A 25,605-nucleotide genomic window follows, 5' to 3' on the forward strand; every position below is an offset into this window, starting at 1 on the left:
GCCTGCCTCCGTCAGGAGGCTTCAGGCATAAGCGATTTCGGGTCCGGCGCCACGAATGCGCTGGGCCCGGATCAGGGCTTCGGTAATGTTCGATGTGACATTGTCGTCGCCGAGCTGGTCGAGAAACCCGGAACGGAAAACCAGCGAACCCGGCTGCGAATTCAGTCCGCACAGAATCAGTGTCGCCCCCCGCTTTTGCAGATTCCGGTGCAGCGTCTGCAGGATGTCCAGGCCCGTGGTGTCGATGTTGATGACCTTGTCGGTATCCAGGATGACGACATCGGGATGGCCGTCCTGCATCAGCAGCAGGTTCTCGAGCTTGTTGGCGGCGCCGAAGAACAGGCTGCCGAACATGCGGTAGGCCAGAATCCGGGGCGTGCCGTCTGCCCGCCTCACCCCCGCCACGCCGTAATGCTCCTCAAGCGGAATGCGTTCGATACGGGTCAGGTCTGACATCCGGTAGATGAAGAACAGGCTGGCCATGACCATGCCCAGCTCCACTGCGAGTGTCAGGTCGAAGATCACGGTGATGAAGAAGGTGCCCAGCAGAATGGTGCGATAGGCCAGGGTGTAGCGCGCGAGCTGGTTCGGCGAAAAGGCGTGCCACTCGCCCATGTTGATCGAGACCACGACGACGATGGCCGAAAGGGTGGCGAGCGGAATGTAGCTTGCGAACGGGGCCAGCACGAGGACGATGGCAAGCAGCACCAAGGCGTGGATGATGCCTGCAACGGGCGTCCGGCCGCCGGTCCGGATGTTGGTGGCGGTGCGGGCAATCGCGCCGGTCGCGGCAAAGCCGCCGAACAGTGGGGCGACCACGTTGGCGATACCTTGCGCCATCAATTCCTGGTTGGGGTCATGACGGTCGTCAATCTGGCTGTCGGCGACACGTGCCGACAAGAGGGATTCGATTGCACCCAGCAGCGCGATGGTGAGCGCAGGTGCGATCAGTTTGCCGAGGCTGCCGAGCGAGAGTTCGGGCAGTCCGATCTCGGGCAGTTCCTGAGGGATGCCGCCAAAGCGGCTGCCAATGGTGTCGACCGGCAGACTGAAGGCCGCATTCACCAGGGTGCCGATGATCAGCACGGCAAGCGGGCCCGGAAGGCGTTTCATCCATGGAACACGCACCGCCCTCTTGTTCCACAGAACCAGCACGGCAAGCGAGGCACATGCGACTGCAATGGTGGGCAGATGCAATGTGGGGAGTGCCGCGTAGAGTGCTTCGAGCTTGGCGAAGAACTCGCCTGGGAGGTTGTCGATCTTGAGGCCGAGGAAGTCCTTGATCTGCGACATGAAGATCACGACCGCAATACCGTTGGTAAAGCCGATGACCACCGACAGCGGAATGAAGCGGATCATGCTGCCGAGGCGAAAGGCGCCCATCGCCAGTAGCATGACGCCCGACATCATGGTTGCGATCAGCAGGTTCTGCACGCCGTGATCGACCACGATCGCGTAGATGATCGGAATGAATGCACCCGTAGGGCCGCCGATCTGGACCCGCGATCCACCCAGCAGCGAGATCAGCAGGCCGGCGACGATGGCGGTCCAGATGCCCGCAGTCGGTGACATCCCGGACGCAATGGCAAATGCCATTGCCAGCGGCAGGGCAAGGACGCCTACGGTAATGCCGGACGACAAGTCCTGGGTGAAGCCAACGCGTTCGTAGCCGTGCAGCGTGTCGAGCAGTTTGGGGCGAAACCTGATGTTCATGATGTCTCCGTAATGCGGTCTTGCGACATGGCACTGTTGCTGATGCTTACGGAGACAGACGCCCTCGGCCGGCGCGTTGCAGCGCGATCCAGCGTTTCGAGGGCGTCAGCGGCATGGGCTTACTTCACCCGCATGCCGGGTGCTGCACCGCCGTCGGGCGACAGGATGTAAAGCCCGCCGGTCTTGCCTTCGGGGTCGGATGCAGCAAGCACCATGCCTTCACTCATGCCAAATTTCATCTTGCGCGGCGCGAGGTTGGCCACCATTACAGTCATTCGCCCGACGAGCGTTGCCGGGTCATAGGCCGACTTGATGCCTGCAAAGACCTGGCGCGGACGTTCCTCGCCGATATCGAGTTGCAGCCGGATCAGTTTGTCTGCACCTTCGACATGGCTGGCGTCGACGATCTTCGCAACCCTCAGGTCCACCTTGGTAAAGTCATCGATGGAAATATGACCTGACGCGGCTTCGGACGCAGGCGCTGCGTGTTGCTGCTTTTCTGCATGGCGCTGTTGCGAAGACGCGGTCTTGGCATCCTTTGCCGGCGCGGCGGCGGCCGGTGCAAGCGATTCGCGATTGGCCTCGAGCAGTGCGTCGATCTGCTTGCGATCGATGCGGGTCATCAGGTGCGTGTAGGCATTGATGGTGTGACCGGCGGGGAGCGGTTCCCAGGTGCCGGTCCAGTTCATCTCGGGAACGGACAGGAAGGCTTCGACCTGTCCTGCGAGCGCGGGCAGCACCGGCTTGAGGTATCGGGTGAGGTCGCGGAACATGGTCAGTGCAGTCGAGCACACTTCATGCAAGCGTGCTTCCTGGCCTTCCTGCTTGGCCAGCTCCCACGGTTTGTGTTCGTTGACGTACTGGTTTGCGAGGTCGGCCAGATGCATGATCTCGCGCAGGGCACGACTGTAGTCGCGCTCTTCAAAACAGTTTGCGATCGAACCCGAATTCCATGCAGCAGCGAACTCGGCGATTGCTGCAGCGTCCGGCGCAGCAAGGCGGGCATCGAAGCGCTTGGTGATGAAGCCTGCGCAGCGGCTGGCGATGTTCACGAACTTGCCCACGAGGTCGGAATTGACCTTTGCGATCATGTCGTCGAGGTTGAGGTCGACGTCTTCCATGGTGCCGTTGGACTTGCCCGCGAAGTAGTAGCGCAGCCACTCGGGGTTGAGCTTCTGCTCAACGTAGGAGCGCGCGGTGATGAAGGTTCCACGGCTCTTGGACATCTTGGCGCCGTCTACGGTCAGGAAACCGTTGACACACAACTGGCTCGGGGTGCGGTAGCCGGCGAACTTCAGCATGGCAGGCCAGAACAGGGCGTGGAAGTAGAGAATGTCCTTGCCGATGAAGTGGACCATCTCGGTGCCGCTGGCTTCTGCCCGCGCAGCGTCGGTGAAATCCTCGACACTGATGTCGCCGCGCTTCTGTGCCAGCTTGTTGAAGCTGGCCAGGTACCCGATCGGCGCGTCGAGCCAGACATAGAAGTACTTGCCCGGTGCGCCGGGGATCTCGAAGCCGAAGTAGGGCGCATCGCGCGAAATGTCCCAGTCCGAGAGCTTGTTCTCGCCCTCTTCGCCCAGCCATTCCTTCATCTTGTTGGCAGCCTCGGCCTGCAGGCGGCGCGTGCCGGCCGCGTTGCTGCCGCGTGTCCATTCGCGCAGGAAGGCCACGGCACGCTCGTCAGACAGGCGGAAGAAGTAGTGCTCGGAGGTCTTGAGAACCGGCTTTGCACCCGACACGGCCGAGTATGGATTCTTCAGTTCGGTCGGTGCGTAAGCGGCGCCACACACCTCGCAGTTGTCGCCGTACTGGTCGGCTGCGCCACACTTCGGGCACTCGCCCTTGATGAAGCGGTCGGGCAGGAACATTTCCTTGACCGGATCGTAATACTGCTCGATGGAGCGGGTGTCGATCAGCTCGGCCGTATTGAGCTTGCCGTAGATGTCTTCGGCGTAGGCGCGGTTCTCAGGGCTGTGCGTCGAGTGGTAGTGGTCGAATGCAACGCCAAAGTCGGTGAAATCGCGCAGATGTTCGCCGTGCACGCGGTTGATCAGCGCCTCGGGAGTGATGCCTTCTTTTTCGGCGCGCAGCATGACGGGCGTGCCGTGGGTGTCATCGGCGCAGACGTAGTGCACCGTATTGCCCCGCATGCGCTGGTAGCGCACCCAGATATCGCACTGGATGTATCCGACCAGGTGGCCGAGATGGATATCGCCATTGGCGTAGGGCAGTGCGTTGGTGACGAGGATCTTGCGGGACATGATGGCTTTGCTTGAATCGAAAGGTGAGAGTTTAGCAAAGCCGGCCGCCTATCCCGTCACCGGATGAGGTCGGCCGTACAAAGAATCGACGCCTCCCGGGACGCGTCGCAGGGCTCATTCGAGCGGGCGCAGGAAAAACTCCACTCTGCGGTTGCGCGCACGTCCGGCTTCGCGACTGTTGTCGGCGATCGATTCGGCCTCGCCCTTGCCATCGGCCGACATGCGATCGAGCGCAATGCCGCGGGTACGCAGGTATTCCATGACGGCTTCGCTGCGCCGGATCGAAAGCTGCAGGTTGTACATCTCGCTGCCAACACTATCGGTATGGCCAACGATATGGATCGCGACGTCGGGGTAGGCGTTCAGGGTGGGAATGAGCGTGTCGAGTGCGCGGGCCAGCGGTGCGCGAAGTTCAACGCTGTCCGAACTGAACCCGTCGGACACCGGAATGCGGAGATGCAGGCTGCTGTCGGTCGGTGCGCCGACTTCGGCGCCGGCAACATTGCCAAGTGCCTTGTCGAGGCCTTGCCGCAGTCCCGGCCAGTCGATGCGGGGGACTGGTCTGGCGGCCGGTGCCGTGGTGGATGTCGATGTGGTGCCGCCCGTGGTGCCCGGGGTTGCGCAGGCCGACAGCAACGCTGCTCCAAGGCAGAGTGGCAGCAGAAGGTGTTTGCGAAGGCGGGCGGAGGTGGTGTTGAGCATGGTCTGTCGCGTGATTATGAAAAATGAATATTATCGGCCGAATTCGGGTAATCGGAAACCCTGATGCCGGAGAGGGTGAGTGAAAGTCCGGTGTCCGGTATGATTTCGCCCGACCCCGCCGTTTGGCGGATGCACCGATCTTGAAGGAAGCTGACATGAGTCTGACCCAGGAAGCCGTTACCGAAGCACTGAAATCCGTCATCGATCCGAATACCGGAAAGGATCTTGTTTCGACACGCTGCATTCGAAACCTGGCTGTCAATGGCGCCGACGTGCGCTTTGAGGTCGAACTCGGTTACCCGGCTAAGAGTCAGCACGAGCCGATCCGCCAGATGTTGCGTGACGCCTTGTCCGGCCTGGCCGGGGTGGGGCGCGTGGATATCGAGGTGTCCAGCAAGGTGGTGGCGCATTCGGTTCAGCAGGGCGTCAAGTTGCTGCCGGGAGTGAAGAACATCATTGCCGTGGCTTCGGGCAAGGGCGGGGTGGGAAAGAGTACCACTGCCGCCAACCTGGCGCTGGCCCTTGCCGCGGAAGGCGCACGCGTCGGCATGCTCGACGCAGACATTTACGGTCCGTCGCAGCCGCAGATGCTGGGGATTGGCGATCGTCGCCCGGAGTCGCTCGACGGCAAGACCATGGAGCCGATCGAGGCTTACGGTCTGCAGGCGATGTCCATCGGCTTCCTGATCGACATCGATACGCCGATGGTCTGGCGCGGACCGATGGCGACGCAGGCGCTCAACCAGATGCTGAAGGAAACACACTGGAAGGATCTCGATTACCTGGTGATCGACATGCCGCCCGGCACCGGTGACATCCAGCTCACCCTGTCGCAGAGCGTGCCGGTCACCGGCGCCGTGATCGTGACCACGCCGCAGGACATTGCCTTGCTTGATGCCCGCAAGGGCCTGAAGATGTTCGAAAAGGTTGGCGTGCCCATTCTGGGGGTGGTGGAGAACATGAGCATCCACATCTGTTCCAAGTGTGGCCACGAGGAGCATATCTTCGGTGCCGGCGGCGGACAGTCGATGTGCGACGACTACGGTATTCCGTTTCTCGGTGCCTTGCCGCTCGACATGCAGATCCGGCAGGAGGCCGACGAGGGGGCGCCGACGGTCGTTTCCGATCCGGACGGGCGCATCGCTGCGACGTACAAGTCGATCGCGCGTAAAGTGGCCGTCAGCATCGCCGAAAAGTCCAAGGACATGACGCACAAATTCCCCAATATCGTGATCCAGAACACCTGACACAAATTTGCGCCGCCGCTTGCTTTCGCATCGGCGGCGCTTGCCCTAAACTACGCGGATTTTTCGACGCCGGATTCTCCGGCTGGCCGCACAGGAAATTTGCCTCATGTCCATCAAGTCCGATAAGTGGATCCGCCGTATGGCCGAACAGCAAGGCATGATCGAGCCTTTCGCGCCGGATCTGGTGCGGGTCAATGACGGCGGCAAGATTGTGTCCTACGGCACCTCAAGCTACGGCTACGATGTCCGCTGTGCCAACGAGTTCAAGATCTTCACCAACATCAATTCGACGATCGTCGATCCCAAGGATTTCGACGAGCGCAACTTCGTCGATTTCACCGGTGATGTCTGCATCATTCCGCCGAACTCCTTCGCGCTGGCGCGCACCGTCGAGTACTTCCGGATTCCGCGCAGTGTGCTGACGGTGTGCCTGGGCAAGAGCACCTATGCGCGTTGCGGCATCATCGTGAACGTCACGCCGCTCGAACCCGAGTGGGAGGGCCACGTCACCCTCGAGTTCTCCAACACCACGCCGCTGCCCGCCAAGATCTACGCCAATGAAGGGATTGCACAGATGCTGTTCTTCGAATCCGACGAGGTTTGCGACACCTCGTACAAGGATCGTGGTGGCAAGTACTTTGGTCAGACGGGCGTGACCTTGCCCAAGATCTGAGTCTGGTTTTGAGTGAATGCAATGAACAGGGCCGGCTGACGGCCCTTTTGTCTTTTCCGGACATGTCCGGTAACGAGCGGGAAACGAATGGCGGAGTACCATCGCCGTTTGCCCGCACATGCGCCGCGTTGGAGACCTGAAGGATGCGATTCCATTTTCCGATCATCATCATCGATGAGGATTTCCGTTCCGAGAACACGTCGGGCCTGGGTATCCGGGCGCTTGCGAAAGCCATCGAGGGTGAAGGGGTCGAAGTGCTGGGCGTCACCAGTTACGGTGACCTGACTTCGTTTGCGCAGCAGCAGAGCAGAGGCTCCGCCTTCATCCTCTCGATTGACGACGAGGAGTTCTCTTCTGCCGAAGCCTCGACCCTGGCGATCTCGGGCTTGCGTGCCTTCGTTGAGGAAATCCGCTTCCGCAACGCAGACATCCCAATCTTCCTGCATGGCGAGACCCGCACGGCGCGGCACATCCCGAATGATGTTCTGCGCGAAATGCACGGCTTCATCCACATGTTCGAGGACACGCCCGAGTTCATCGCCCGCTATGTGGTGCGGGAAGCGCGCAACTACCTCGAGTCGCTGTCGCCCCCGTTCTTCCGTGCGCTGGTCCATTACGCGGCGGACAGCTCCTATTCGTGGCACTGTCCGGGGCACTCGGGTGGCGTGGCTTTCCTGAAAAGCCCGGTGGGCCAGATGTTCCACCAGTTCTTTGGCGAGAACATGCTGCGTGCGGACGTATGCAACGCAGTGGATGAGCTCGGCCAGCTGCTCGACCATACCGGGCCGGTGGCGGCCTCGGAGCGCAACGCGGCGCGCATCTTCAATTGCGACCACCTGTATTTCGTCACCAACGGCACGTCGACGTCGAACAAGATGGTCTGGCATACAACGGTTGCGCCGGGCGACATCGTGGTGGTCGACCGCAATTGCCACAAGTCCATTCTGCACTCGATCATCATGACGGGCGCGGTGCCGGTGTTCCTGACGCCGACGCGGAACCACTACGGGATCATCGGCCCGATCTCGCTGAACGAGTTCTCGATGGAGACCATTCAGCGCAAGATCGAAGCCAATCCGTTCGCACGCGAAGCCAAGAACAAGAAGCCTCGCATCCTGACCATCACCCAGTCGACCTACGACGGTGTGGTGTACAACGTCGAAACCATCAAGGAGATGCTTGACGGTCAGATCGACACGCTGCACTTCGACGAAGCCTGGCTGCCGCATGCCGCGTTCCACGACTTCTACGGCGATTACCATGCCATCGGCGAAGGCCGCCCGCGGTGTCAGGAGTCGATGGTGTTCTCCACCCAGTCCACGCACAAGCTGCTCGCAGGGCTGTCGCAGGCGTCGCAGATCCTAGTGCAGGACTCGGAGACCCGGAAGCTCGACCGCGATGTCTTCAACGAGGCCTATCTGATGCACACCTCGACGTCGCCGCAGTACGCGATCATCGCGTCGTGCGACGTTGCGGCAGCAATGATGGAGTCGCCGGGAGGCCCCGCACTGGTAAACGAATCGCTGTCCGAGGCGGTCGAGTTCCGTCGCGCGATGCGCAAGGTGGACGCCGAGTTCGGCGACTCCGACTGGTGGTTCAAGGTCTGGGGGCCGGAGTACCTTGCCGAGGAAGGCCTGGGTGAGCGCGAAGACTGGATGCTGAATGCCGGCGATCGCTGGCACGGTTTCGGCGATCTGGCACCGGGCTTCAACATGCTCGACCCGATCAAGGCGACGATCATCACGCCGGGACTGGACATGGAGGGCGACTTCTCCGATCACACGGGGATTCCTGCTGCAATCGTGACCAAGTATCTGGCCGAGCACGGCATCATCGTGGAGAAGACCGGACTGTACTCGTTCTTCATCATGTTCACGATCGGTATCACCAAGGGGCGGTGGAACACCATGGTGACCGAGTTGCAGCAGTTCAAGGACGATTACGATCGCAATCAGCCGCTGTGGCGCGTGATGCCCGAGTTCATCGCCAAGCACCCGCGCTACGAGCGTGTCGGACTGAAGGATCTTTGCAACGAGATCCATTCCTTCTACAAGGCGAACGACGTTGCGCGACTGACGACCGAGATGTACCTGTCGGACATGGTGCCGGCAATGAAGCCGACCGATGCCTTCGCCAAGATGGCGCACCGCGAGATTGATCGTGTGCTGATCGAGGAGCTTGAGGGGCGTGTGACGGCCATACTGCTTACGCCGTATCCGCCGGGCATCCCGCTGCTGATTCCGGGCGAGCGCTTCAACGCCACCATCGTGCGCTATCTGCGTTTTGCGCGTGACTTCAACGGTCGCTTCCCCGGCTTCGAGACCGATATCCACGGTCTGGTGAAGGGTGAGGATGGCCGCTACTGTGTGGATTGCGTGCGTCTGGATTGAGTCGTTCCGGTATTTCAGCGCAATGAAAAGGGGCCGTGTCTGCGGCCCCTTTTCCGTTTACGCGTCCGGGTTCAATCCTTTCGCCGGTACTCCACGAAATCGTAGTCGTGATCATTGTCAGCGTCTGCCTTGCACGACCGGCGGCTGAGTTCGACGAAGTGCTCACGGTCAAACGCGGGGAAGCGTGCGTCGCCCGGAACGTCGGCAGCGACCTCCGTCAGCATCAGCGTGTTGGCCATGGGCAGCATCTGTCTGTAGATCTCTGCGCCGCCGATCACGAACACCCGCGGCAGTTCAGCGAGCGCCCACAGCGCACTCTCCGGATCCGGATGGATCTCAGCGCCTGCAGCAACGTAATCAGCGTTGCGGGTGATGACCATGTTGCGTCGCCCGGGAAGCGGGCGGCCGAGCGACTCCCAGGTCTTTCTGCCCATGAGCACGGGGTGTCCGGTCGTGGCGGCCTTGAAGTGCGCAAGATCACCCTTCAGTCGCCATGGCAGTGCATTCTCGTTGCCGATCACGCCGTTGCGGGCGACTGCGGCGATCAGGATGATTTCCGGTTTGCTGCTCATATTGCGACCGGTGCCTTGATGTGGGGATGTGGGTCGTAGCCGCTCAGGGTGAAGTCTTCGAAGCGGAAAGCGAACAGGTCCTTCACCTCGGGGTTGATCGCGAGTGTCGGCAGGGGCCGGGGTGTGCGGGACAACTGCTCTTTTGTCTGCTCAAGGTGATTGAGGTAGAGGTGGCAGTCTCCGCCTGTCCAGATGAAGTCTCCCGGTACGAGATCGCAGACCTGCGCCACCATGAGCGTCAGCAGGGCGTAGGACGCAATGTTGAAGGGCACGCCCAGGAAGATGTCGGCGCTGCGCTGATACAGTTGGCACGAAAGCTTGCCGTTCGCAACGTAGAACTGGAACAGCGCGTGACATGGCGGCAGCGCCATCTTGTCCACTTCCCCAGGGTTCCAGGCCGACACCAGGTGACGGCGCGAGTCGGGATTGCGCTTGATCGCCTCGACCACTTGCGAGATCTGATCAATGCTGCGGCCGTCCGCGGTTTCCCATCGGCGCCACTGTTTTCCGTATACCGGTCCGAGTTCGCCCGCTTCATCAGCCCATTCGTCCCAGATCGAGACACCGTTTTCCTTCAGGTAGCGAATATTCGTGTCGCCTTGCAGGAACCAGAGCAATTCGTGGATGATCGAGCGCGTATGAAGTTTCTTGGTCGTGAGCAACGGAAAGCCCTGGCTGAGCGGGAAGCGCATTTGCCATCCGAATACGGACAGGGTGCCTGTGCCGGTCCGATCGGTCTTGCGATCGCCATGCTCGAGCACGTGCCGCATCAGGTCGAGGTATTGGTTCATGGCTGTTTCCGGTTAAAGTTCCGGATTCTACCCGCTGACGGACGGCTTGTCGGTAGCGAGGTCTTGCACAGTTTGTGACAAATGGGTATGTATGCGAGTCAGGATATTGCTCGCACGGTGCGCGCCGTCGATGGGCGGGCGCGCGCCGGGATATACGCTTGCCGATGGCGCTGGAGGAAAGGCAGTGAAAAGCAGGGGCGACATCTTTGATTTTACCTTGGGAAGGAGGCATGCCCCGACCCGCGATCCTGTTGCTGCCGTCAAGGAGGCTGCGCAGATCCTGTGTGTGCAGTTGCGCCCGGAGCATCTGCCCGCCGACGCATCGGCTGAAATCTCAGCCTTCATTGACGATTTCTTCGGGGCCATCAATGAGAGTGTCCCGCTTGGCGTGCTCCAGAGCGACGGCCACAGCCCGGATGTGGACTGGAGTGTATGGATCTGCGCCGTACGTGAATCTGTCGGCGAGGTGTTTTCGGCCTATCAGGCGTTCGTAGCGGGGCAGGGTGAAAAGCTGCCGCCGGCCGTAGCACTGGGATTTGCGCGCATTGCCGCACAGTTCGTGCGCTGGGAGCTCGTCGATCGCCACGTCCCTGATCCTGATGTCTGGGCGCTGCTCGGGCAGCTGTTCGTTGAGTCCGCTGATGTCGACAGCGTTCAGGCAAGCGCGGATGATGGCGGCGTGGTTCGCGAGTATTTGCGGGCCCTTGCCTATCAGTCTGCAGCGCTCGATCAGTTGCAGCAGGTGGGTGCCGTGGGGGTTTGCCGCCTGGTGGACCTTGTGCTGCCCTTTCTTTCGGTGCGACGCGGTGACGCGCATGGCGCCCTTTACGTTGTGAATCCGCCCGCCTCACCGACGCCGGTCCGTTTGTCTCGTTCCTTTGCGGCGCCGGTCTGGTACTTTCATCCGGCGGGCGCAGCCGAGTTTCTCGCCGAGCTCCATGGTCAGTTGATCAGAGGGGTGCTGCCCCCGGTTCTTGCCGGTCACGAGCCGCGCCTGTTGCGCGACGCCGCCCTGCATCTGCGCCGTCATTGGTCGGCACGCCCGCCTGTCAGGCGTTTCAAGCGCCACATCGTCGACGGCCAGTTGCTCGTCGTGCGGGGATACGTCAACGTCAAAGGTCTCTTTGAAGCCAGGGGCGAGGTGGCTAACCGCGCATGGCTCATAACCGATCTGAGTCGTGGCGGCGTTGGTGCCCTTATCTACAAGGAAGAGACTCAGCCAGTGCCGGAGGCCGGTGAACTCCTTGCGTTTCGTCCCAAGGATGGGGTGAGCTGGCACCTTGGTGTCGTGCGCCGCGTCCGCTTTGCCAAGGGCGACGCCGAGGTCGGGATCGAAACCTTGTCCGTCCGCCCCGAACTGGTGCGGGTCGATGATGGACGCGTCCCGGTCGAACTCTTCTTCTGCGATCCGGTACAAAGGGGCGAGGCGGTCAGGGTCATCGCACCTGTGGGCGTATTGCGTGAAGGAGCCCCGCTCTTCGTGAATGCAGAGGGGCGGGTTTCCAAGCTCAAACAACTCGAAGGATCGATGGCCGGGCAGGGCTTTGAACTCCGCGCCTATCAGGTGCTCTGATCGGTTCCAGTCCTATCAATAGGCGGCTTTGAATTTATTTTCATTTTCTTCTTGCATTAGTTCATGGGGTGTCTATAATGCGCACCTCTTCACCGCGAAACGCAGTTAGCGAAACGGGGTGATGGCAGGAAAGCGGTTGTTTTTGCAGGTGTTTTTGAAGCGGATTTCTGTTTTTGTTGTTTCGGCGGTTATTGAAATAAAACGAAAACAGGGGTTGACGAGATAAGTTAAGTTGATCATAATCTCGCTTCTCTGCTGCAGGAACTGCAGCGGTTCTTTAAAAAATTGAACAATCGATAAGTGTGGGTGCTTGATCGCTGTGGCCATGAAACTGCTTAGGCAGTTTTGAGTTTCACAAAGATTAGGTGCTCATATGTCAGTAAAATGATTTTGAGTACTTTGTAGGATTAAACTTAAGAGTTTGATCCTGGCTCAGATTGAACGCTGGCGGCATGCTTTACACATGCAAGTCGAACGGCAGCGGGGGTGCTTGCACCTGCCGGCGAGTGGCGAACGGGTGAGTAATGCATCGGAACATGCCCAGTCATGGGGGATAACTACGCGAAAGCGTAGCTAATACCGCATACGCCCTGAGGGGGAAAGTGGGGGATCTTAGGACCTCACGTGATTGGAGTGGCCGATGTCAGATTAGCTAGTTGGTGAGGTAAAGGCTCACCAAGGCGACGATCTGTAGCGGGTCTGAGAGGATGATCCGCCACACTGGGACTGAGACACGGCCCAGACTCCTACGGGAGGCAGCAGTGGGGAATTTTGGACAATGGGCGCAAGCCTGATCCAGCCATGCCGCGTGAGTGAAGAAGGCCTTCGGGTTGTAAAGCTCTTTCGCAAGGGAAGAAAACGGCAAGGCTAATATCTTTGTCGGATGACGGTACCTTGACAAGAAGCACCGGCTAACTACGTGCCAGCAGCCGCGGTAATACGTAGGGTGCGAGCGTTAATCGGAATTACTGGGCGTAAAGCGTGCGCAGGCGGTTTTGTAAGACAGATGTGAAATCCCCGGGCTTAACCTGGGAACTGCGTTTGTGACTGCAAGGCTAGAGTACGGCAGAGGGGGGTGGAATTCCACGTGTAGCAGTGAAATGCGTAGATATGTGGAGGAACACCGATGGCGAAGGCAGCCCCCTGGGCCTGTACTGACGCTCATGCACGAAAGCGTGGGGAGCAAACAGGATTAGATACCCTGGTAGTCCACGCCCTAAACGATGTCAACTAGTTGTTCGGAGAGGTAACTTTCTGAGTAACGCAGCTAACGCGTGAAGTTGACCGCCTGGGGAGTACGGCCGCAAGGTTAAAACTCAAAGGAATTGACGGGGACCCGCACAAGCGGTGGATGATGTGGATTAATTCGATGCAACGCGAAAAACCTTACCTACCCTTGACATGTCTGGAACTTGTGAGAGATCACTTGGTGCCTTCGGGAGCCAGAACACAGGTGCTGCATGGCTGTCGTCAGCTCGTGTCGTGAGATGTTGGGTTAAGTCCCGCAACGAGCGCAACCCTTGTCATTAGTTGCCATCATTTAGTTGGGCACTCTAATGAGACTGCCGGTGACAAACCGGAGGAAGGTGGGGATGACGTCAAGTCCTCATGGCCCTTATGGGTAGGGCTTCACACGTCATACAATGGTCGGTACAGAGGGTTGCCAAGCCGCGAGGTGGAGCTAATCTCTTAAAGCCGATCGTAGTCCGGATCGTAGTCTGCAACTCGACTACGTGAAGTCGGAATCGCTAGTAATCGCAGATCAGCATGCTGCGGTGAATACGTTCCCGGGTCTTGTACACACCGCCCGTCACACCATGGGAGTGGGTTTCACCAGAAGTAGGTAGCTTAACCTTCGGGGGGGCGCTTACCACGGTGAGATTCATGACTGGGGTGAAGTCGTAACAAGGTAGCCGTATCGGAAGGTGCGGCTGGATCACCTCCTTTCAAGAGAAAGGTCGCAGTGGTCAAGTATCCACAACTTATCGGTTGTTCAAGCGAAGAGCCTCGAGTGTGAGGGTCTGTAGCTCAGCTGGTTAGAGCACCGTCTTGATAAGGCGGGGGTCGTTGGTTCGAACCCAACCAGACCCACCAAACTATCGAAGGTGCGTTGGTCAGAATGGGGCTTTAGCTCAGCTGGGAGAGCGGCGGCTTTGCAAGCCGTAGGTCGTCGGTTCGATCCCGACAAGCTCCACCAGTATCTGATGCAAACCAGACGCTAGTCAGACAGTAGTCAGACACACAACGAGGTTCGAGAAGTCAGTCATGCATGGCCAGGAAAGATTCTGGTGTTTATGCCTGACTTCTCGGGAAGGTCAAACTTCTCGATTGGCTCGCTCTTTAACAAAGTGGAAGAAGTATATATATGTGCAGCGTATCAGTAGATGCGTTGCACGGGTAGCGTGATTGCATTGAATCTCGCGTGCTGTGTCAGCGGCGCGACGAGGTTCGCACAAACGAGTTCGACCTGTGACCGGATCTTTGGGCGAAAGTCTGAGGGTCTAAGGTTATAGGATCAAGCGACTAAGTGCATGTGGTGGATGCCTTGGCGATCACAGGCGATGAAGGACGTGCAAGCCTGCGAAAAGCGGGGGGGAGCTGGCAATGGAGCTTTGATCCCCCGATATCCGAATGGGGAAACCCACTCCGCAAGGAGTATCCCGTACTGAATACATAGGTACGTGGAGGCGAACGCAGCGAACTGAAACATCTAAGTAGCTGCAGGAACAGAAATCAACCGAGATTCCGTAAGTAGTGGCGAGCGAACACGGAACAGCCTGCACGACTAAACCATCTAATTAGCAGAACGGTCTGGAAAGTCCGGCAACACAGGGTGATAGCCCCGTATGTGAAAATTAGGTGGCGGGTCTGAGCGTGCGACAAGTAGGGCGGGACACGAGAAATCCTGTCTGAAGATGGGGGGACCATCCTCCAAGGCTAAATACTCGTGATCGACCGATAGTGAACTAGTACCGTGAGGGAAAGGCGAAAAGAACCCCGGGAGGGGAGTGAAATAGATCCTGAAACCGCATGCATACAAACAGTGGGAGCCTCCTTGTGGGGTGACTGCGTACCTTTTGTATAATGGGTCAGCGACTTACGTTCAGTGGCGAGCTTAACCGAATAGGGGAGGCGTAGCGAAAGCGAGTCTGATAAGGGCGACATAGTCTCTGGGCGTAGACCCGAAACCGGATGATCTATCCATGGCCAGGATGAAGGTGCGGTAACACGCACTGGAGGTCCGAACCCACTAATGTTGAAAAATTAGGGGATGAGCTGTGGATAGGGGTGAAAGGCTAAACAAATCCGGAAATAGCTGGTTCTCCCCGAAAACTATTTAGGTAGTGCGTCGTACGGACACTTGCGGGGGTAGAGCACTGTAATCGTTGGGGGGGTCAATGCGATCTACCCCGCGATAGCAAACTCCGAATACCGCAAAGTGATATACGGCAGACAGACAGCGGGTGCTAACGTCCGTTGTCAAGAGGGAAACAACCCAGACCGCCAGCTAAGGTCCCAAATGCATGGCTAAGTGGCAAACGAAGTGGGAAGGCATAGACAGCTAGGAGGTTGGCTTAGAAGCAGCCACCCTTTAAAGAAAGCGTAATAGCTCACTAGTCGAGTCGTCCTGCGCGGAAGATGTAACGGGGCTCAAGCCATGAACCGAAGCTGCGGATGTGTCTTATGACACGTGGTAGGGGAGCGTTCCGTAAGCCTGCGAAGGTGTCTCGAGAGGGATGCTGGAGGTATCGGAAGTGCGAATGCTGACATGAGTAGCGATAAAGGGTGTGAAAAGCACCCTCGCCGAAAGCCCAAGGTTTCCTGCGCAACGTTCATCGGCGCAGGGTGAGTCGGCCCCTAAGGCGAGGCAGAAATGCGTAGTCGATGGGAAACAGGTCAATATTCCTGTACCGGTTCTAGATGCGATGGGGGGACGGAGAAGGTTAGGCCAGCCGGGTGTTGGAAGTCCTGGTTTAAGCGTGTAGGAGTACCCCGTAGGCAAATCCGCGGGGATTATCTGAGGCGTGATGACGAGTCTCCTTGTGAGACGAAGTGGTTGATACCCTGCTTCCAGGAAAAGCCTCTAAGCTTCAGTCTAGAATCGACCGTACCGCAAACCGACACAGGTGGGCAGGTTGAAAATACCAAGGCGCTTGAGAGAACTCAGGAGAAGGAACTCGGCAAATTGATACCGTAACTTCGGGAGAAGGTATGCCCCGGTAGCTTGTAGGAGTACATCCGAAGGGCGAAGGGGCCGCAGAGAATCGGTGGCTGCGACTGTTTATTAAAAACACAGCACTCTGCAAACACGAAAGTGGACGTATAGGGTGTGACGCCTGCCCGGTGCCGGAAGGTTAAGTGATGGGGTGCAAGCTCTTGATCGAAGCCCCGGTAAACGGCGGCCGTAACTATAACGGTCCTAAGGTAGCGAAATTCCTTGTCGGGTAAGTTCCGACCTGCACGAATGGCGTAACGATGGCCACACTGTCTCCTCCTGAGACTCAGCGAAGTTGAAATGTTTGTGAAGATGCAATCTACCCGCGGCTAGACGGAAAGACCCCATGAACCTTTACTGTAGCTTTGCATTGGACTTTGACGGGACTTGTGTAGGATAGGTGGGAGGCTTTGAAGCGGGGACGCTAGTTCTCGTGGAGCCAACCTTGAAATACCACCCTGGTGTCGTTGAGGTTCTAACCCAGGCCCGTGAATCCGGGTCGGGAACAGTGCATGGTGGGCAGTTTGACTGGGGCGGTCTCCTCCCAAAAGGTAACGGAGGAGTTCGAAGGTCTCCTAGGTACGGTCGGACATCGTACTGATAGTGCAATGGCAAAAGGAGGCTTGACTGCGAGACCGACAAGTCGAGCAGGTGCGAAAGCAGGACATAGTGATCCGGTGGTTCTGTATGGAAGGGCCATCGCTCAACGGATAAAAGGTACTCTGGGGATAACAGGCTGATTCCGCCCAAGAGTTCACATCGACGGCGGAGTTTGGCACCTCGATGTCGGCTCATCACATCCTGGGGCTGTAGCCGGTCCCAAGGGTATGGCTGTTCGCCATTTAAAGTGGTACGTGAGCTGGGTTTAAAACGTCGTGAGACAGTTTGGTCCCTATCTGCCGTGGGCGCTGGAAGTTTGAGTGGACCTGCTCCTAGTACGAGAGGACCGGAGTGGACGCACCTCTGGTGTACCGGTTGTGACGCCAGTCGCATCGCCGGGTAGCTAAGTGCGGAAGAGATAACCGCTGAAAGCATCTAAGCGGGAAACTCGCCTCAAGATGAGACTTCCCTGGGGCCTAGAGCCCCCTGAAGGGTCGTGGAAGACCACCACGTTGATAGGTCGGGTGTGGAAGCGCAGTAATGCGTTAAGCTAACCGATACTAATTGCCCGTGAGGCTTGATCCTATAACCTTACAAAACAGTCGATACTCGTTGTTGGACGAAGCAAATTCGCCCAACCATCGACGCAATCACAACACCCATATACTTCTTCCCGCTTTGGCCTGCAACGCGCAGGTGACAAGTCATAGTCTGACGACCATAGCGTCTTGGTCCCACCCCTTCCCATCCCGAACAGGACCGTGAAACAAGATCGCGCCGATGATAGTGAGATTCGTTCTCGTGAAAGTAGGTCATCGTCAGACTAACCACACGCTTAACCCCGCTGAGATTACTCTCAGCGGGGTTTTTGCCATCTACGGCTCACAACGCTGCAACGCGGGAGGCGAATCCCTTGGATTGAGTGAACTTCTGCCTGCGTTGCCAGCACCATCCGTACGTTACATACGCAGGCGCTGTAGCCAGCCGGGCTGTGCCAGTCGCGATGTTCGCGCAGCGTCCGGGTGCATTGCCTGACGTGAGGCGTCAAAGGTGTGGTTTTGACCGGGAACGCCACGCACGCTCTGCCCGCGGTCAGTCGAGACGCTGCGGCTCTGGATGCTGGCATCCTTCTGGCCAGCAGCTTTGGTGTGAGTCCTTTGGTGTGAGTCAGCTGGGTTCGGTGATTCAAGAACATGAGCTCGTGCCCATGCGCTTCGCTTGCAGGGCTTTGCTGATCCTGACTGCGCGGCATGGAAAACGGGGCACCATTATTGGTGCCCCGAATTGGCGTGGGTGAGATCAGAGGCGCCTGCGTCAGACGGGGCCGCTCCACCACGCTTCACTTCGATGGTACTTTCCAGTGCAGCTTCGAGCGTGAGTTCGGCGCCTTTCAATGCGTGGGACTTGAATGCTGCGTGGACCGTTGCGACCTTTTCACCGGCCGACTGTCCCTTCAGTTCGCTCTTTTCAATGCCGAGTTCATCGAGCAATTCGTTCCACACCATGCCGTCTTCAAGCGGGATCAGGGCGAATTCAATCCCTTCCAGTTTGAGCTTCATCGGCTTGGCGATATTCGACACGAAGAAGACTGCGTGCATTTCCGGTGAGAAGTCGGCGCCATAGCGTTTGACGAACACAGGAAGGCGTGCAATGTCGTCGAAGAGACCGGCTGCGAGGAGCAGCTTGTCACCTTGCGCGAGCAGGACGGATTGTCTGATAGTCGCCGTTGGTGGTTTGCGGCGGCCCGATGCGTCCGCAACGTCGCCCTCGACCAGCACGAGGTCTCCACGGTAGGCAAACGTGTCTGCCGGGCCTGCCGGTTCGGTGAAGTTGCTGTTGAACAGCAGGCCTTTCTCTTCGTAAGTTTTCAGAAGCATGTCGTGCTCTTTTTCAGTTGAATAAACCTTGTTTGTACGGCGGCCTGAGGCGGGTGAGGTCGGCGTCTTCCTGCCACGCTGCGTCGTGTTGCAGCTAACCCGCGGCTGGTGTCCTGGTCTTCTTGAGCAGGCCCGCCAGCCAGCGTTTGGCATCCTTGCTGGCGCGCTCTTCGGTCAGACGCTGACGTAGCGTTTCGGCGACCTCAGCGTAGGGAACGGTGCCTTCGGGATGGATTGCGTCGCAGCGCACGATGTGAAAACCCATCTCGGAGCGAAGAACGTCGGAGAGTTGGCCTGCGGCAAGATGGAACAGGGCTTCATCGAGTTCGGGATAGAGCTGCCCGCGGCGGATCTCCCCAAGCTGGCCGCCGTTGAGTGCCGTTGGGCATTCCGAGTGCTTGATGGCCTGCTCCTCGAAGCGGCCGGGTTTGGCTTTCAGGCGACCTGCGATCTCTCTCAGGCGCTGTGCTGCGCGTTCGCTCGTGTTTTCCGGGAAGTTCTCGTTTATGGTGATCAGGATGTGACGGGCCGTTCTGCGCTCCGGGGTATGGAAGCGATCGAGATGGGTGTAGTAGAAGATCTCGGCTTCGGTTGCACCAACCTGTCCGGCGGCGGCGCCAACTTTTGCCATGACAGCATCCACGAGAAGGTCACGGCGCAATGCGTCGGCGAGCAGACTTTCAGTCAGGCCTGCGTGCGCGAGGGTGGCCGCAAAGCTGTCCGCATCCTGATGACGATCCCGGAGTTCGCCGAGCGCTTTCTTTACCGCGCCTGGCGAGAGGCAGACGCCGCTGGCCTCGTCGCTCGATAGCACGACCGTCTCGATTGAAGCGTACTGGCGTGCAACGTTCTTCGCGCGAACGCGCTCGTCGGCGGTCAGCGCACTGCAGTCCCGTCCGAACAGGGCGAGGGCGGCCTTGAGCTCATAGTAGGCGTCGGGCGTCACGGTGCGGGCTCCTCTTCAGCTGTATCGGCGTGCATGCGACGTCGTGATACGGGCTGGGGCAGGGGCTCGACTGAGCTCTCGGGAATGCACAGCATGTAGCCGGGGAAGTTGATGTGGTAATGAACGCCTTCCGGCATGTCACGCACGACACGGATGATCTCGCCGATCGCGCCTTTCTCCACGACGACCTCTCCACGCACGGAGAAGGCTTTTCCCGCGAGCACCTTGTCCCGCGACTCGAAGCGGCTTGGCGCCCATGGCGCATCGGCTGCGATGACCTCCTCGGCACGGCAACCGACGATGCGGTCAATCTCGAGAAAGTGCACGGTGTAGATGATCTGGTCCTGAAGGAAGGTGCCCACGCCTATGACGGTGCCGGTGGAACCCCGTCGTACCAGCAGATCACCCACGGCCATGCCCGGGTAGGTGCCATCGTCACGCACGTTTCGGGTGACGCGAACGGCATCGCCATAATCGAATTCAGGACGCATGAGTTTGGCCTCGCTGGTTTTGACGGGTCAGCGCTGGACGGCGCCGAGGGGAACAAAGGCCGTGCCACTGGCCTTCTTGAATACCGAGAACACCTTTTCGGTAACCGCGTCGGAAACCGTGAAGTCGCGGTAAGCCATCTCGAGAAAGTTGCGATGGTGGGTGTAGCGAACCTGATCGTCGCCTTCGACCGGATTGTTGGAGAGGTAGTCGTGGAAGCGCTGCAGGATGTGCAGACGGTTCACGTGCACGACCTGAGGCTCGTAACTGACGCCGAAGTACTCCAGAAAGTCCTCCGCAGCGGACAGTTCTTCCATTGCTTCGTCAAGAGTGAGTTCGTCCATGATCAGGCTCCGTATTCAGATGGCGATTGGGGTTTGGGAGGCTTCTTCTGCTGCGCGTGCAACGTCAAGCAGAACCTTGCTGCCGAGGCGGTCGGCATCGTCGATCTGCACCAGAGGCTGAAGGATCTGGATGGCGCCACCGATGTCGCCCTCGCGCAGCCGGATGTAGGCTGCGGCCTTCAGCGCAGAGAGATAGAAGCGGGTCAGCGTCATTGACCGGTGTGCTGCGGTGGCGACCTTGTCAGCGTCGATACCGCTGCCGTCCGCGGGTAGTCCAACCCGTGCGCCACTGACGTCGATCGCATGCCACACGACCCGCTGTGCTTCCGCCATCTGGTGACGGTAGAAGTGATAGCGGTAACGCGCGACGAGGACCAGCAGGTGATCCGGCGCCTTGAGGCCCGCTTCGGCAAGCGCCTGTTCGGCTTCGGGCGCGCCGTAGTGTTCGCCGGCGCGTTCGATCAGTTCGAGCACACCGTCCGGGAGCGGATCTTCGAAGTACAGGGGTTCGGGATCAAAGTGCAGCAGGTCCATCAACGTGTCTCCGACGTGAGTTCGTTCTCAGGCTGGCAGGCACATTCGGGACAGGCCTGGTCGGTATTGGCCTCGCAGTCGATGTTGCTGACCGCGACCACTGGAATTGTCGTGCGGGGCTTCTTCGGTGGAGGCGCTTCGGCGTTGGCCTGCAGGCCCGAAATCTGCGACTCGAGTGACTTGATGCGGTCGAGCAGGCAGTTGAGCGTATGGCCCACCGGGTCGGGCATCAGGTGGTGATCGAGGTTGAGTTCGTCCGTGGGGCTCAGGATCGGACCTTCCCTGCGCACGACTTTTGCAGGAATGCCAACCACAGTGCGATCCGAAGGTACGTTCTTGACCACCACGGAGTTGGCGCCTACCCGGACCCGGCTGCCGATGGTGATGGCACCAAGAATCTTCGCGCCGGCGCCGACGACGACGTGGTCGCCGAGTGTGGGGTGACGTTTTCCCGGATTCCAGGTGGTGCCACCCAGGGTGACCCCGTGGTAAAGCGTGACGTCATCACCGATCTCGGCGGTCTCGCCGACGACGACGCCCGCGCCGTGATCGATGAAGAAACGGCGGCCGATGCGGGCGCCCGGGTGAATATCGACATTGGTCAGGACCCGGCCGATGAAGCTCGTCAGGCGTGCCAGGTAGCGCCAGTTGCGCAGCCATAAGGCGTGGGCAATGCGATAGGTGATCAGGGCGTGAACGCCGGGGTAGGTGGTGAGCACTTCCCAGGTCGTGCGGGCAGCAGGGTCGCGGCCGAACACGCAGCGAATGTCCTCCCGCAGAAGACTTGGCAGGCTTGGGGTGGGCACGAGGTTTTCTGCGGTCATGGTTGCGCTTTCTGTGGCCATGGTGATCAGGCTCCGGCAGGGATGGCGGGGGCAGTCATGAACGGTTGCGGAAACCAGTCCGCCTGGCTGGCCTGAAGCGAATCCCAGAACGCGACCAGGTCGGCACGTTCGGGCGTACGCTTGGTCCGGCCGGTAAATTCACGTACGCGCGCGAGCAACCACAGCAACTGGTTTTCATCCGGCATGATGCCGAGGCCTGCATAGGCTGCTGCCACGCCACGGCTGCCGGAGTGCTTGCCCAGCAGCAGCCGGTGGCTGCGTCCGAGCAATGCCGGGTCGATGTTCTGGTAGTTTGCGGGGTCCTTCAGCAGGCCATCGACGTGAATGCCCGCCTCGTGAGTAAAGACACCTTCACCGACCACACTCTTGCTCCATCCCACCGGCCGGCCCGAGGCCTGTGCGACCGCGGTTGATGCGTCCAGGAGACGGCGGAAATCGATCAGCTCACCCAGGCCGTGGAACTGACGCAGGCCGAGTGCAACCTCTTCCAGTGCAGCATTGCCGGCGCGCTCACCAAGGCCATTGACCGTAGTGTTGACATGGCTGGCACCGGCCCGCACCGCTGCCAGCGTGTTCGCGGTGGCGAGTCCGAGGTCGTCATGCGCATGCATCTCGATCTCCAGCGCGCTGGCCGCGCGCAGGCGGGCAATGGCGTCGAAGGTGGCAAAGGGGTCGAGTACGCCAAGGGTGTCGGCGAAACGGAAGCGCCGGGCGCCTGCCGCTTCGGCAGCGGCAAGCACTTCTTCAAGAAAGGCAGGGTCGGCCCGCGATGCGTCCTCGCCGCCGAGGCCCACTTCAAACCCGGCATCGCGCGCCACCGGCACCCAGCGTGCGATGCGCTGCAGAACCTCGTTGCGATTGGAGCCGAGCTTGTGCCGGATCTGCTGGTCGGATACCGGCACGGAAAGCTCCAGCATGTGCACCGGAAGACTGCGGCAGGCATCGATATCCGTGCCGGTCAGCCGGCCCCAGACGATCAGCTTCGTGTCGTGCGTCGTATCGCTCAGGGTGTGCGCAACTGCGCGGATGTCATCGCACTCCTCGACGCCCATGGCCGGGATGCCGATCTCCAGTTCCGGAACACCGATCGACGCGAGAATGGCGGCGATGCCGCATTTCTCGCTGCGGGTGAATGCCACCCCGGCGGACTGTTCTCCGTCGCGAAGGGTGGTGTCGTCGATGATGATCGGGGTCGACATGGCGTTCTCGTCCGGAAGTGGTGTGAACTCAGGCGTAGGTCGGTGCAAAGGCCTTTTCCGGGTCGGTGACCGGCCCGTTCTCGCCCCAGTAGGGCGACAGCTTGCGCAGCTGGGCAATGATCGACGGTACGGCTGCGATCACCCGGTCCATCTCGGCCTCGGTGTTCTCGTGCGACAGCGAGAAGCGGATGGTGCCGTGCGCTGCGGTGTAGGGAATGCCCATTGCACGCATCACGTGCGAGGGCTCCAGCGAGCCTGAGGTGCAGGCCGAGCCGCTCGATGCCGCAATGCCCTGCTTGTTGAGCAGCATCAGGATGGCTTCGCCTTCGACGTACTCGAATGCAACGTTGAGCGTGTTGGGCAGGCGATCGTCCGGATTGCCGGTGACGAATGCGTGCGGCACGGCGGCCAGAATGCCGGCCTGCAGCTTGTCGCGCAGCGCACGAACGTAGGTGTTTTCCAGCTCCATGTGCTCAAGTGCGAGCTGGGCTGCAACACCCATGCCGATGATCGCGGGTACGTTTTCGGTACCGGCGCGACGGCCGCGCTCCTGACCGCCGCCGCGCAGGAGGGGGCGGAAGCGCGCGCCACGACGCAGGTAAAGCGCGCCGATGCCCTTGGGACCATGCAGCTTGTGGCCGGACAGCGACAGCATGTCGATGGCGGTGTCCTTGAGCTTGAGCGGGATCTTGCCAACGGCCTGCACGGCGTCGGTGTGGAACAGCACCCCGGCGGCATTGGCCATCTCAGCCATCTTCACGACGGGGAAGAAGGTACCGGTTTCGTTGTTGGCCCACATCACCGACACCACCGCGACCTTGTCGCTGAGCAGCTTGGCGTATTCGTTCAGATCGAGCCGGCCCTTGCCGTCCACCTTGAGCTTGTGGATGGTGTAACCCTCTTTCTCGAGCTGGTCGCACAGATGGAGCACGGCGTGGTGCTCGACCGTGGTGGTGATGATTTCCTTGCGCTCCGGATTGGCCTTGAGGGCCGACAGGATGGCGGTGTTGTCTGCTTCGGTGCCACCGGCTGTGTAGATGATCTCGGAGTCGAACTCGGCGCCCAGCAGCTTCTGCAGCGACGTGCGAGCCGCCTTGACCGCGTGGCCGACCTTGGCGCCGAAGCTGTGCATCGAGGACGGGTTGCCGAACTGTTCGGTGAAGTAGGGCAGCATCGCCGTTACCGCCTCGGGGGCGCAACGGGTGGTGGCGTTGTTGTCGAGATAGATCGGGGTCAGGTTGGGGATGCTCATCGTTCTCTCCGCGGGGCTACCGTGTGTGGATGCTCCCCACCGGGGTGGGGAGGGGTGTGTCGTCAGGCGGGCAGCGAGTTCGGCGCCAGCTTGGCAGTGGCCTTGACCGGGATGACCTTCACGATCTCGCCCAGGGCTTCGATCATCTGGGCCTGCACGCCGCCAAGCGTGACCGCTTCCATCTGGCAACCGGAGCAGGCGCCTTTCATTGACACGTAGATGGTCTTGCCATCGACATCGACGAGTTCGATATCGCCGTGGTCGCGCTGCAGGTTCGGGCGTGCCTTCTCGATGACCTGCTCGATCTTGCGGATACGCTCGAGGGTGGTGAGCTTGCCCGGCTGCTTTTTCTCCGGCGGCGGTGCGGCGGTGAAGGATTCGCCGCGCTCGGCCAGCACCTTGGCAAGGATTTCCTCGATGCCTTCGTGGCAAGACGAACAGCCGCCACCGGCCTTGGTGTAGTTGGTGACCTGTTCGACGCTGCACAGGTTGTTGGCGCGGATGGTGTCTTCGATCATCACCGCATCGACGGCGAAGCACTTGCAGATCAGTGCGCCCTCTTCGTGATCGTCGCTCCAGACTTCACCGCGGTAATTGGCGACGGCCGACTGCAGGGCTTCACGGCCCATGACCGAGCAGTGCATCTTTTCCGGAGGCAGCCCACCGAGGAAGTCGGCAATGTCCTGGTTGCTGACTTCCAGTGCCTGGTCGAGCGTCTTGCCCTTGATGATCTCGGTCAGCGCCGAACTTGAGGCGATGGCCGAACCGCAGCCGAAGGTCTGGAAACTGGCATCGGTGATGGTCTCGTTGCTCGGGTCCACCTTCAGCATCAGGCGCAGCGCATCGCCACAGGAGATCGAGCCGACCTCGCCAATAGCATTGGCATCAGGCAGAGCGCCGGCATTGCGCGGGTTGTAGAAGTGTTCTTTGACGGTTTCGGAGTAATCCCACATGGCGGTCTCCCGGGCTCAGGCTGAGAAGGACTGGCCGCAAGCACAGCCGGCCGAGGCGTTGGGGTTTTCAAACTTGAAGCCGGAGCCGCTCAGCGACTCGACGAAATCGACGGTGACGCCGGCCAGCATCGGGGCGGAGTAGGGATCGACGAAAAGCGTGACACCGTCGAATTCGACAATGGTGTCGTCCTCGCCTTTTTCGGCTTCAAGCTTCATTCCGTACTGCAGGCCGGAGCAGCCGCCGCCTTGCACGTGGATCCGCAGTCCGGCGACCGGGTCGGCGGAGGTGGAGATGAAACGGCTGACGGCTTTCAGTGCGGTGGGGGTAAGCGTGATCATGTTCGGGTCTCCGGTTGGAAAGGGCTCTGGGAGACCTATCGCAAACCGCGTGCCACTCGGATGCGATGCGTAAGGTGCTGATTATTAAC

Annotated in this window: 20 protein-coding genes, 2 tRNA genes and 3 rRNA genes; 9 read left to right on the plus strand and 16 right to left on the minus strand. The window is 59.8% G+C overall.

What is annotated here, in order from left to right; genetic code table 11:
• Positions 1-21: 21 nt before the first annotated feature.
• The 3 genes from CEW87_RS11215 to CEW87_RS11225 form a co-directional block, all read right to left on the minus strand.
• A complete protein-coding gene (locus CEW87_RS11215) occupies positions 22-1,713 on the minus strand; it encodes a SulP family inorganic anion transporter (protein ID WP_108973065.1) in 1,692 nt (563 codons plus the stop codon).
• 119 nt (positions 1,714-1,832) lie between these two features.
• Positions 1,833-3,974 carry a methionine--tRNA ligase gene (gene metG / locus CEW87_RS11220; RefSeq protein WP_108973067.1) on the minus strand — a complete coding sequence of 714 codons (2,142 nt, stop codon included), beginning with the start codon at positions 3,972-3,974 and terminating at the stop codon, positions 1,833-1,835.
• A gap of 114 nt (positions 3,975-4,088) precedes the next feature.
• The gene (locus CEW87_RS11225; protein WP_108973069.1) at positions 4,089-4,676 is read right to left on the minus strand and encodes an OmpA family protein; all 588 of its coding nucleotides are present in this window, start codon (positions 4,674-4,676) and stop codon (positions 4,089-4,091) included.
• 155 nt (positions 4,677-4,831) lie between these two features.
• Here CEW87_RS11225 and apbC point away from each other — a divergent pair, with 155 nt between their 5' ends.
• From apbC to CEW87_RS11240, 3 genes are all read left to right on the plus strand, one after another.
• Positions 4,832-5,923, plus strand: coding sequence for an iron-sulfur cluster carrier protein ApbC (apbC, locus tag CEW87_RS11230; RefSeq protein ID WP_108973071.1), 1,092 nt, complete (start codon positions 4,832-4,834; stop codon positions 5,921-5,923).
• Positions 5,924-6,029: 106 nt separating this feature from the next.
• A complete protein-coding gene (gene dcd / locus CEW87_RS11235) occupies positions 6,030-6,596 on the plus strand; it encodes a dCTP deaminase (RefSeq protein ID WP_108950841.1) in 567 nt (188 codons plus the stop codon).
• A 143-nt stretch (positions 6,597-6,739) separates the two neighbouring features.
• On the plus strand, positions 6,740-8,986 hold the full coding sequence (locus CEW87_RS11240; RefSeq protein ID WP_108950842.1) for an arginine/lysine/ornithine decarboxylase: 2,247 nt from the start codon (positions 6,740-6,742) through the stop codon (positions 8,984-8,986).
• Positions 8,987-9,057: 71 nt separating this feature from the next.
• Here CEW87_RS11240 and CEW87_RS11245 read toward each other — a convergent pair whose 3' ends face one another.
• Together CEW87_RS11245 and CEW87_RS11250 are read right to left on the minus strand one after the other, a co-directional pair.
• Complete coding sequence (locus CEW87_RS11245; protein WP_108973073.1) at positions 9,058-9,558, minus strand: dihydrofolate reductase; 501 nt, start codon at positions 9,556-9,558, stop codon at positions 9,058-9,060.
• Positions 9,555-10,349: a thymidylate synthase gene (locus CEW87_RS11250; protein ID WP_108973075.1), complete on the minus strand. Its 795-nt coding sequence runs from the start codon at positions 10,347-10,349 to the stop codon at positions 9,555-9,557. Before CEW87_RS11250 ends, CEW87_RS11245 begins: the two co-directional genes overlap by 4 nt.
• A 217-nt stretch (positions 10,350-10,566) precedes the next feature.
• On the opposite strand from CEW87_RS11250, the gene CEW87_RS11255 reads away from it, so the two are divergent.
• Positions 10,567-11,922, plus strand: coding sequence for a hypothetical protein (locus CEW87_RS11255; RefSeq protein ID WP_159098149.1), 1,356 nt, complete (start codon positions 10,567-10,569; stop codon positions 11,920-11,922).
• 105 nt (positions 11,923-12,027) lie between these two features.
• Here CEW87_RS11255 and CEW87_RS11260 read toward each other — a convergent pair whose 3' ends face one another.
• Positions 12,028-12,249, minus strand: a complete 222-nt coding sequence (locus CEW87_RS11260; RefSeq protein ID WP_108973079.1) for a hypothetical protein — start codon at positions 12,247-12,249, stop codon at positions 12,028-12,030.
• A gap of 82 nt (positions 12,250-12,331) precedes the next feature.
• Between CEW87_RS11260 and CEW87_RS11265 the strand changes: the two genes are divergently transcribed.
• From CEW87_RS11265 to rrf, 5 genes are all read left to right on the plus strand, one after another.
• Positions 12,332-13,869 (plus strand): 16S ribosomal RNA (locus CEW87_RS11265).
• A 70-nt stretch (positions 13,870-13,939) separates the two neighbouring features.
• Positions 13,940-14,016, plus strand: a tRNA-Ile gene (locus CEW87_RS11270).
• 27 nt (positions 14,017-14,043) lie between these two features.
• Positions 14,044-14,119, plus strand: a tRNA-Ala gene (locus CEW87_RS11275).
• 316 nt (positions 14,120-14,435) lie between these two features.
• Positions 14,436-17,323, plus strand: a 23S ribosomal RNA gene (locus CEW87_RS11280).
• A 125-nt stretch (positions 17,324-17,448) separates the two neighbouring features.
• A 5S ribosomal RNA gene (gene rrf / locus CEW87_RS11285) occupies positions 17,449-17,562 on the plus strand.
• The 16S, 23S and 5S rRNA genes sit together here with 2 tRNA genes alongside, the layout of an rRNA operon.
• A 444-nt stretch (positions 17,563-18,006) precedes the next feature.
• On the opposite strand, the gene CEW87_RS11290 is transcribed toward rrf, so the two are convergent.
• The 10 genes from CEW87_RS11290 to CEW87_RS11335 all read right to left on the minus strand — a co-directional run bounded on the left by CEW87_RS11290 (position 18,007) and on the right by CEW87_RS11335 (position 25,516).
• On the minus strand, positions 18,007-18,615 hold the full coding sequence (locus CEW87_RS11290) for a hypothetical protein (protein WP_108973081.1): 609 nt from the start codon (positions 18,613-18,615) through the stop codon (positions 18,007-18,009).
• Between the two features lie 94 nt (positions 18,616-18,709).
• On the minus strand, positions 18,710-19,561 hold the full coding sequence (gene nifM, locus CEW87_RS11295; protein ID WP_108973083.1) for a nitrogen fixation protein NifM: 852 nt from the start codon (positions 19,559-19,561) through the stop codon (positions 18,710-18,712).
• Positions 19,558-20,052 carry a nitrogen fixation protein NifZ gene (locus tag CEW87_RS11300; RefSeq protein WP_108950848.1) on the minus strand — a complete coding sequence of 165 codons (495 nt, stop codon included), beginning with the start codon at positions 20,050-20,052 and terminating at the stop codon, positions 19,558-19,560. The genes nifM and CEW87_RS11300 overlap by 4 nt, the downstream gene beginning before the upstream one ends.
• Positions 20,053-20,079: 27 nt before the next feature.
• Positions 20,080-20,394, minus strand: coding sequence for a nitrogenase-stabilizing/protective protein NifW (gene nifW, locus CEW87_RS11305; protein ID WP_108973084.1), 315 nt, complete (start codon positions 20,392-20,394; stop codon positions 20,080-20,082).
• A 15-nt stretch (positions 20,395-20,409) separates the two neighbouring features.
• Positions 20,410-20,928: a hypothetical protein gene (locus tag CEW87_RS11310; protein WP_108973086.1), complete on the minus strand. Its 519-nt coding sequence runs from the start codon at positions 20,926-20,928 to the stop codon at positions 20,410-20,412.
• Positions 20,928-21,773 carry a serine O-acetyltransferase gene (gene cysE / locus CEW87_RS11315; protein ID WP_108973088.1) on the minus strand — a complete coding sequence of 282 codons (846 nt, stop codon included), beginning with the start codon at positions 21,771-21,773 and terminating at the stop codon, positions 20,928-20,930. The genes CEW87_RS11310 and cysE overlap by 1 nt, the downstream gene beginning before the upstream one ends.
• Before the next feature lie 5 nt (positions 21,774-21,778).
• Complete coding sequence (gene nifV / locus CEW87_RS11320; RefSeq protein ID WP_108973090.1) at positions 21,779-22,972, minus strand: homocitrate synthase; 1,194 nt, start codon at positions 22,970-22,972, stop codon at positions 21,779-21,781.
• Positions 22,973-23,000: 28 nt separating this feature from the next.
• On the minus strand, positions 23,001-24,224 hold the full coding sequence (nifS, locus tag CEW87_RS11325; protein WP_108973092.1) for a cysteine desulfurase NifS: 1,224 nt from the start codon (positions 24,222-24,224) through the stop codon (positions 23,001-23,003).
• Between the two features lie 62 nt (positions 24,225-24,286).
• The gene (gene nifU / locus CEW87_RS11330) at positions 24,287-25,177 is read right to left on the minus strand and encodes a Fe-S cluster assembly protein NifU (RefSeq protein ID WP_108950854.1); all 891 of its coding nucleotides are present in this window, start codon (positions 25,175-25,177) and stop codon (positions 24,287-24,289) included.
• A 15-nt stretch (positions 25,178-25,192) separates the two neighbouring features.
• On the minus strand, positions 25,193-25,516 hold the full coding sequence (locus CEW87_RS11335) for a HesB/IscA family protein (protein WP_108973094.1): 324 nt from the start codon (positions 25,514-25,516) through the stop codon (positions 25,193-25,195).
• Positions 25,517-25,605: the final 89 nt, after the last annotated feature.

The organism is Parazoarcus communis (assembly GCF_003111665.1).
GTDB classification, from domain to species: Bacteria; Pseudomonadota; Gammaproteobacteria; order Burkholderiales; family Rhodocyclaceae; genus Parazoarcus; species Parazoarcus communis_B.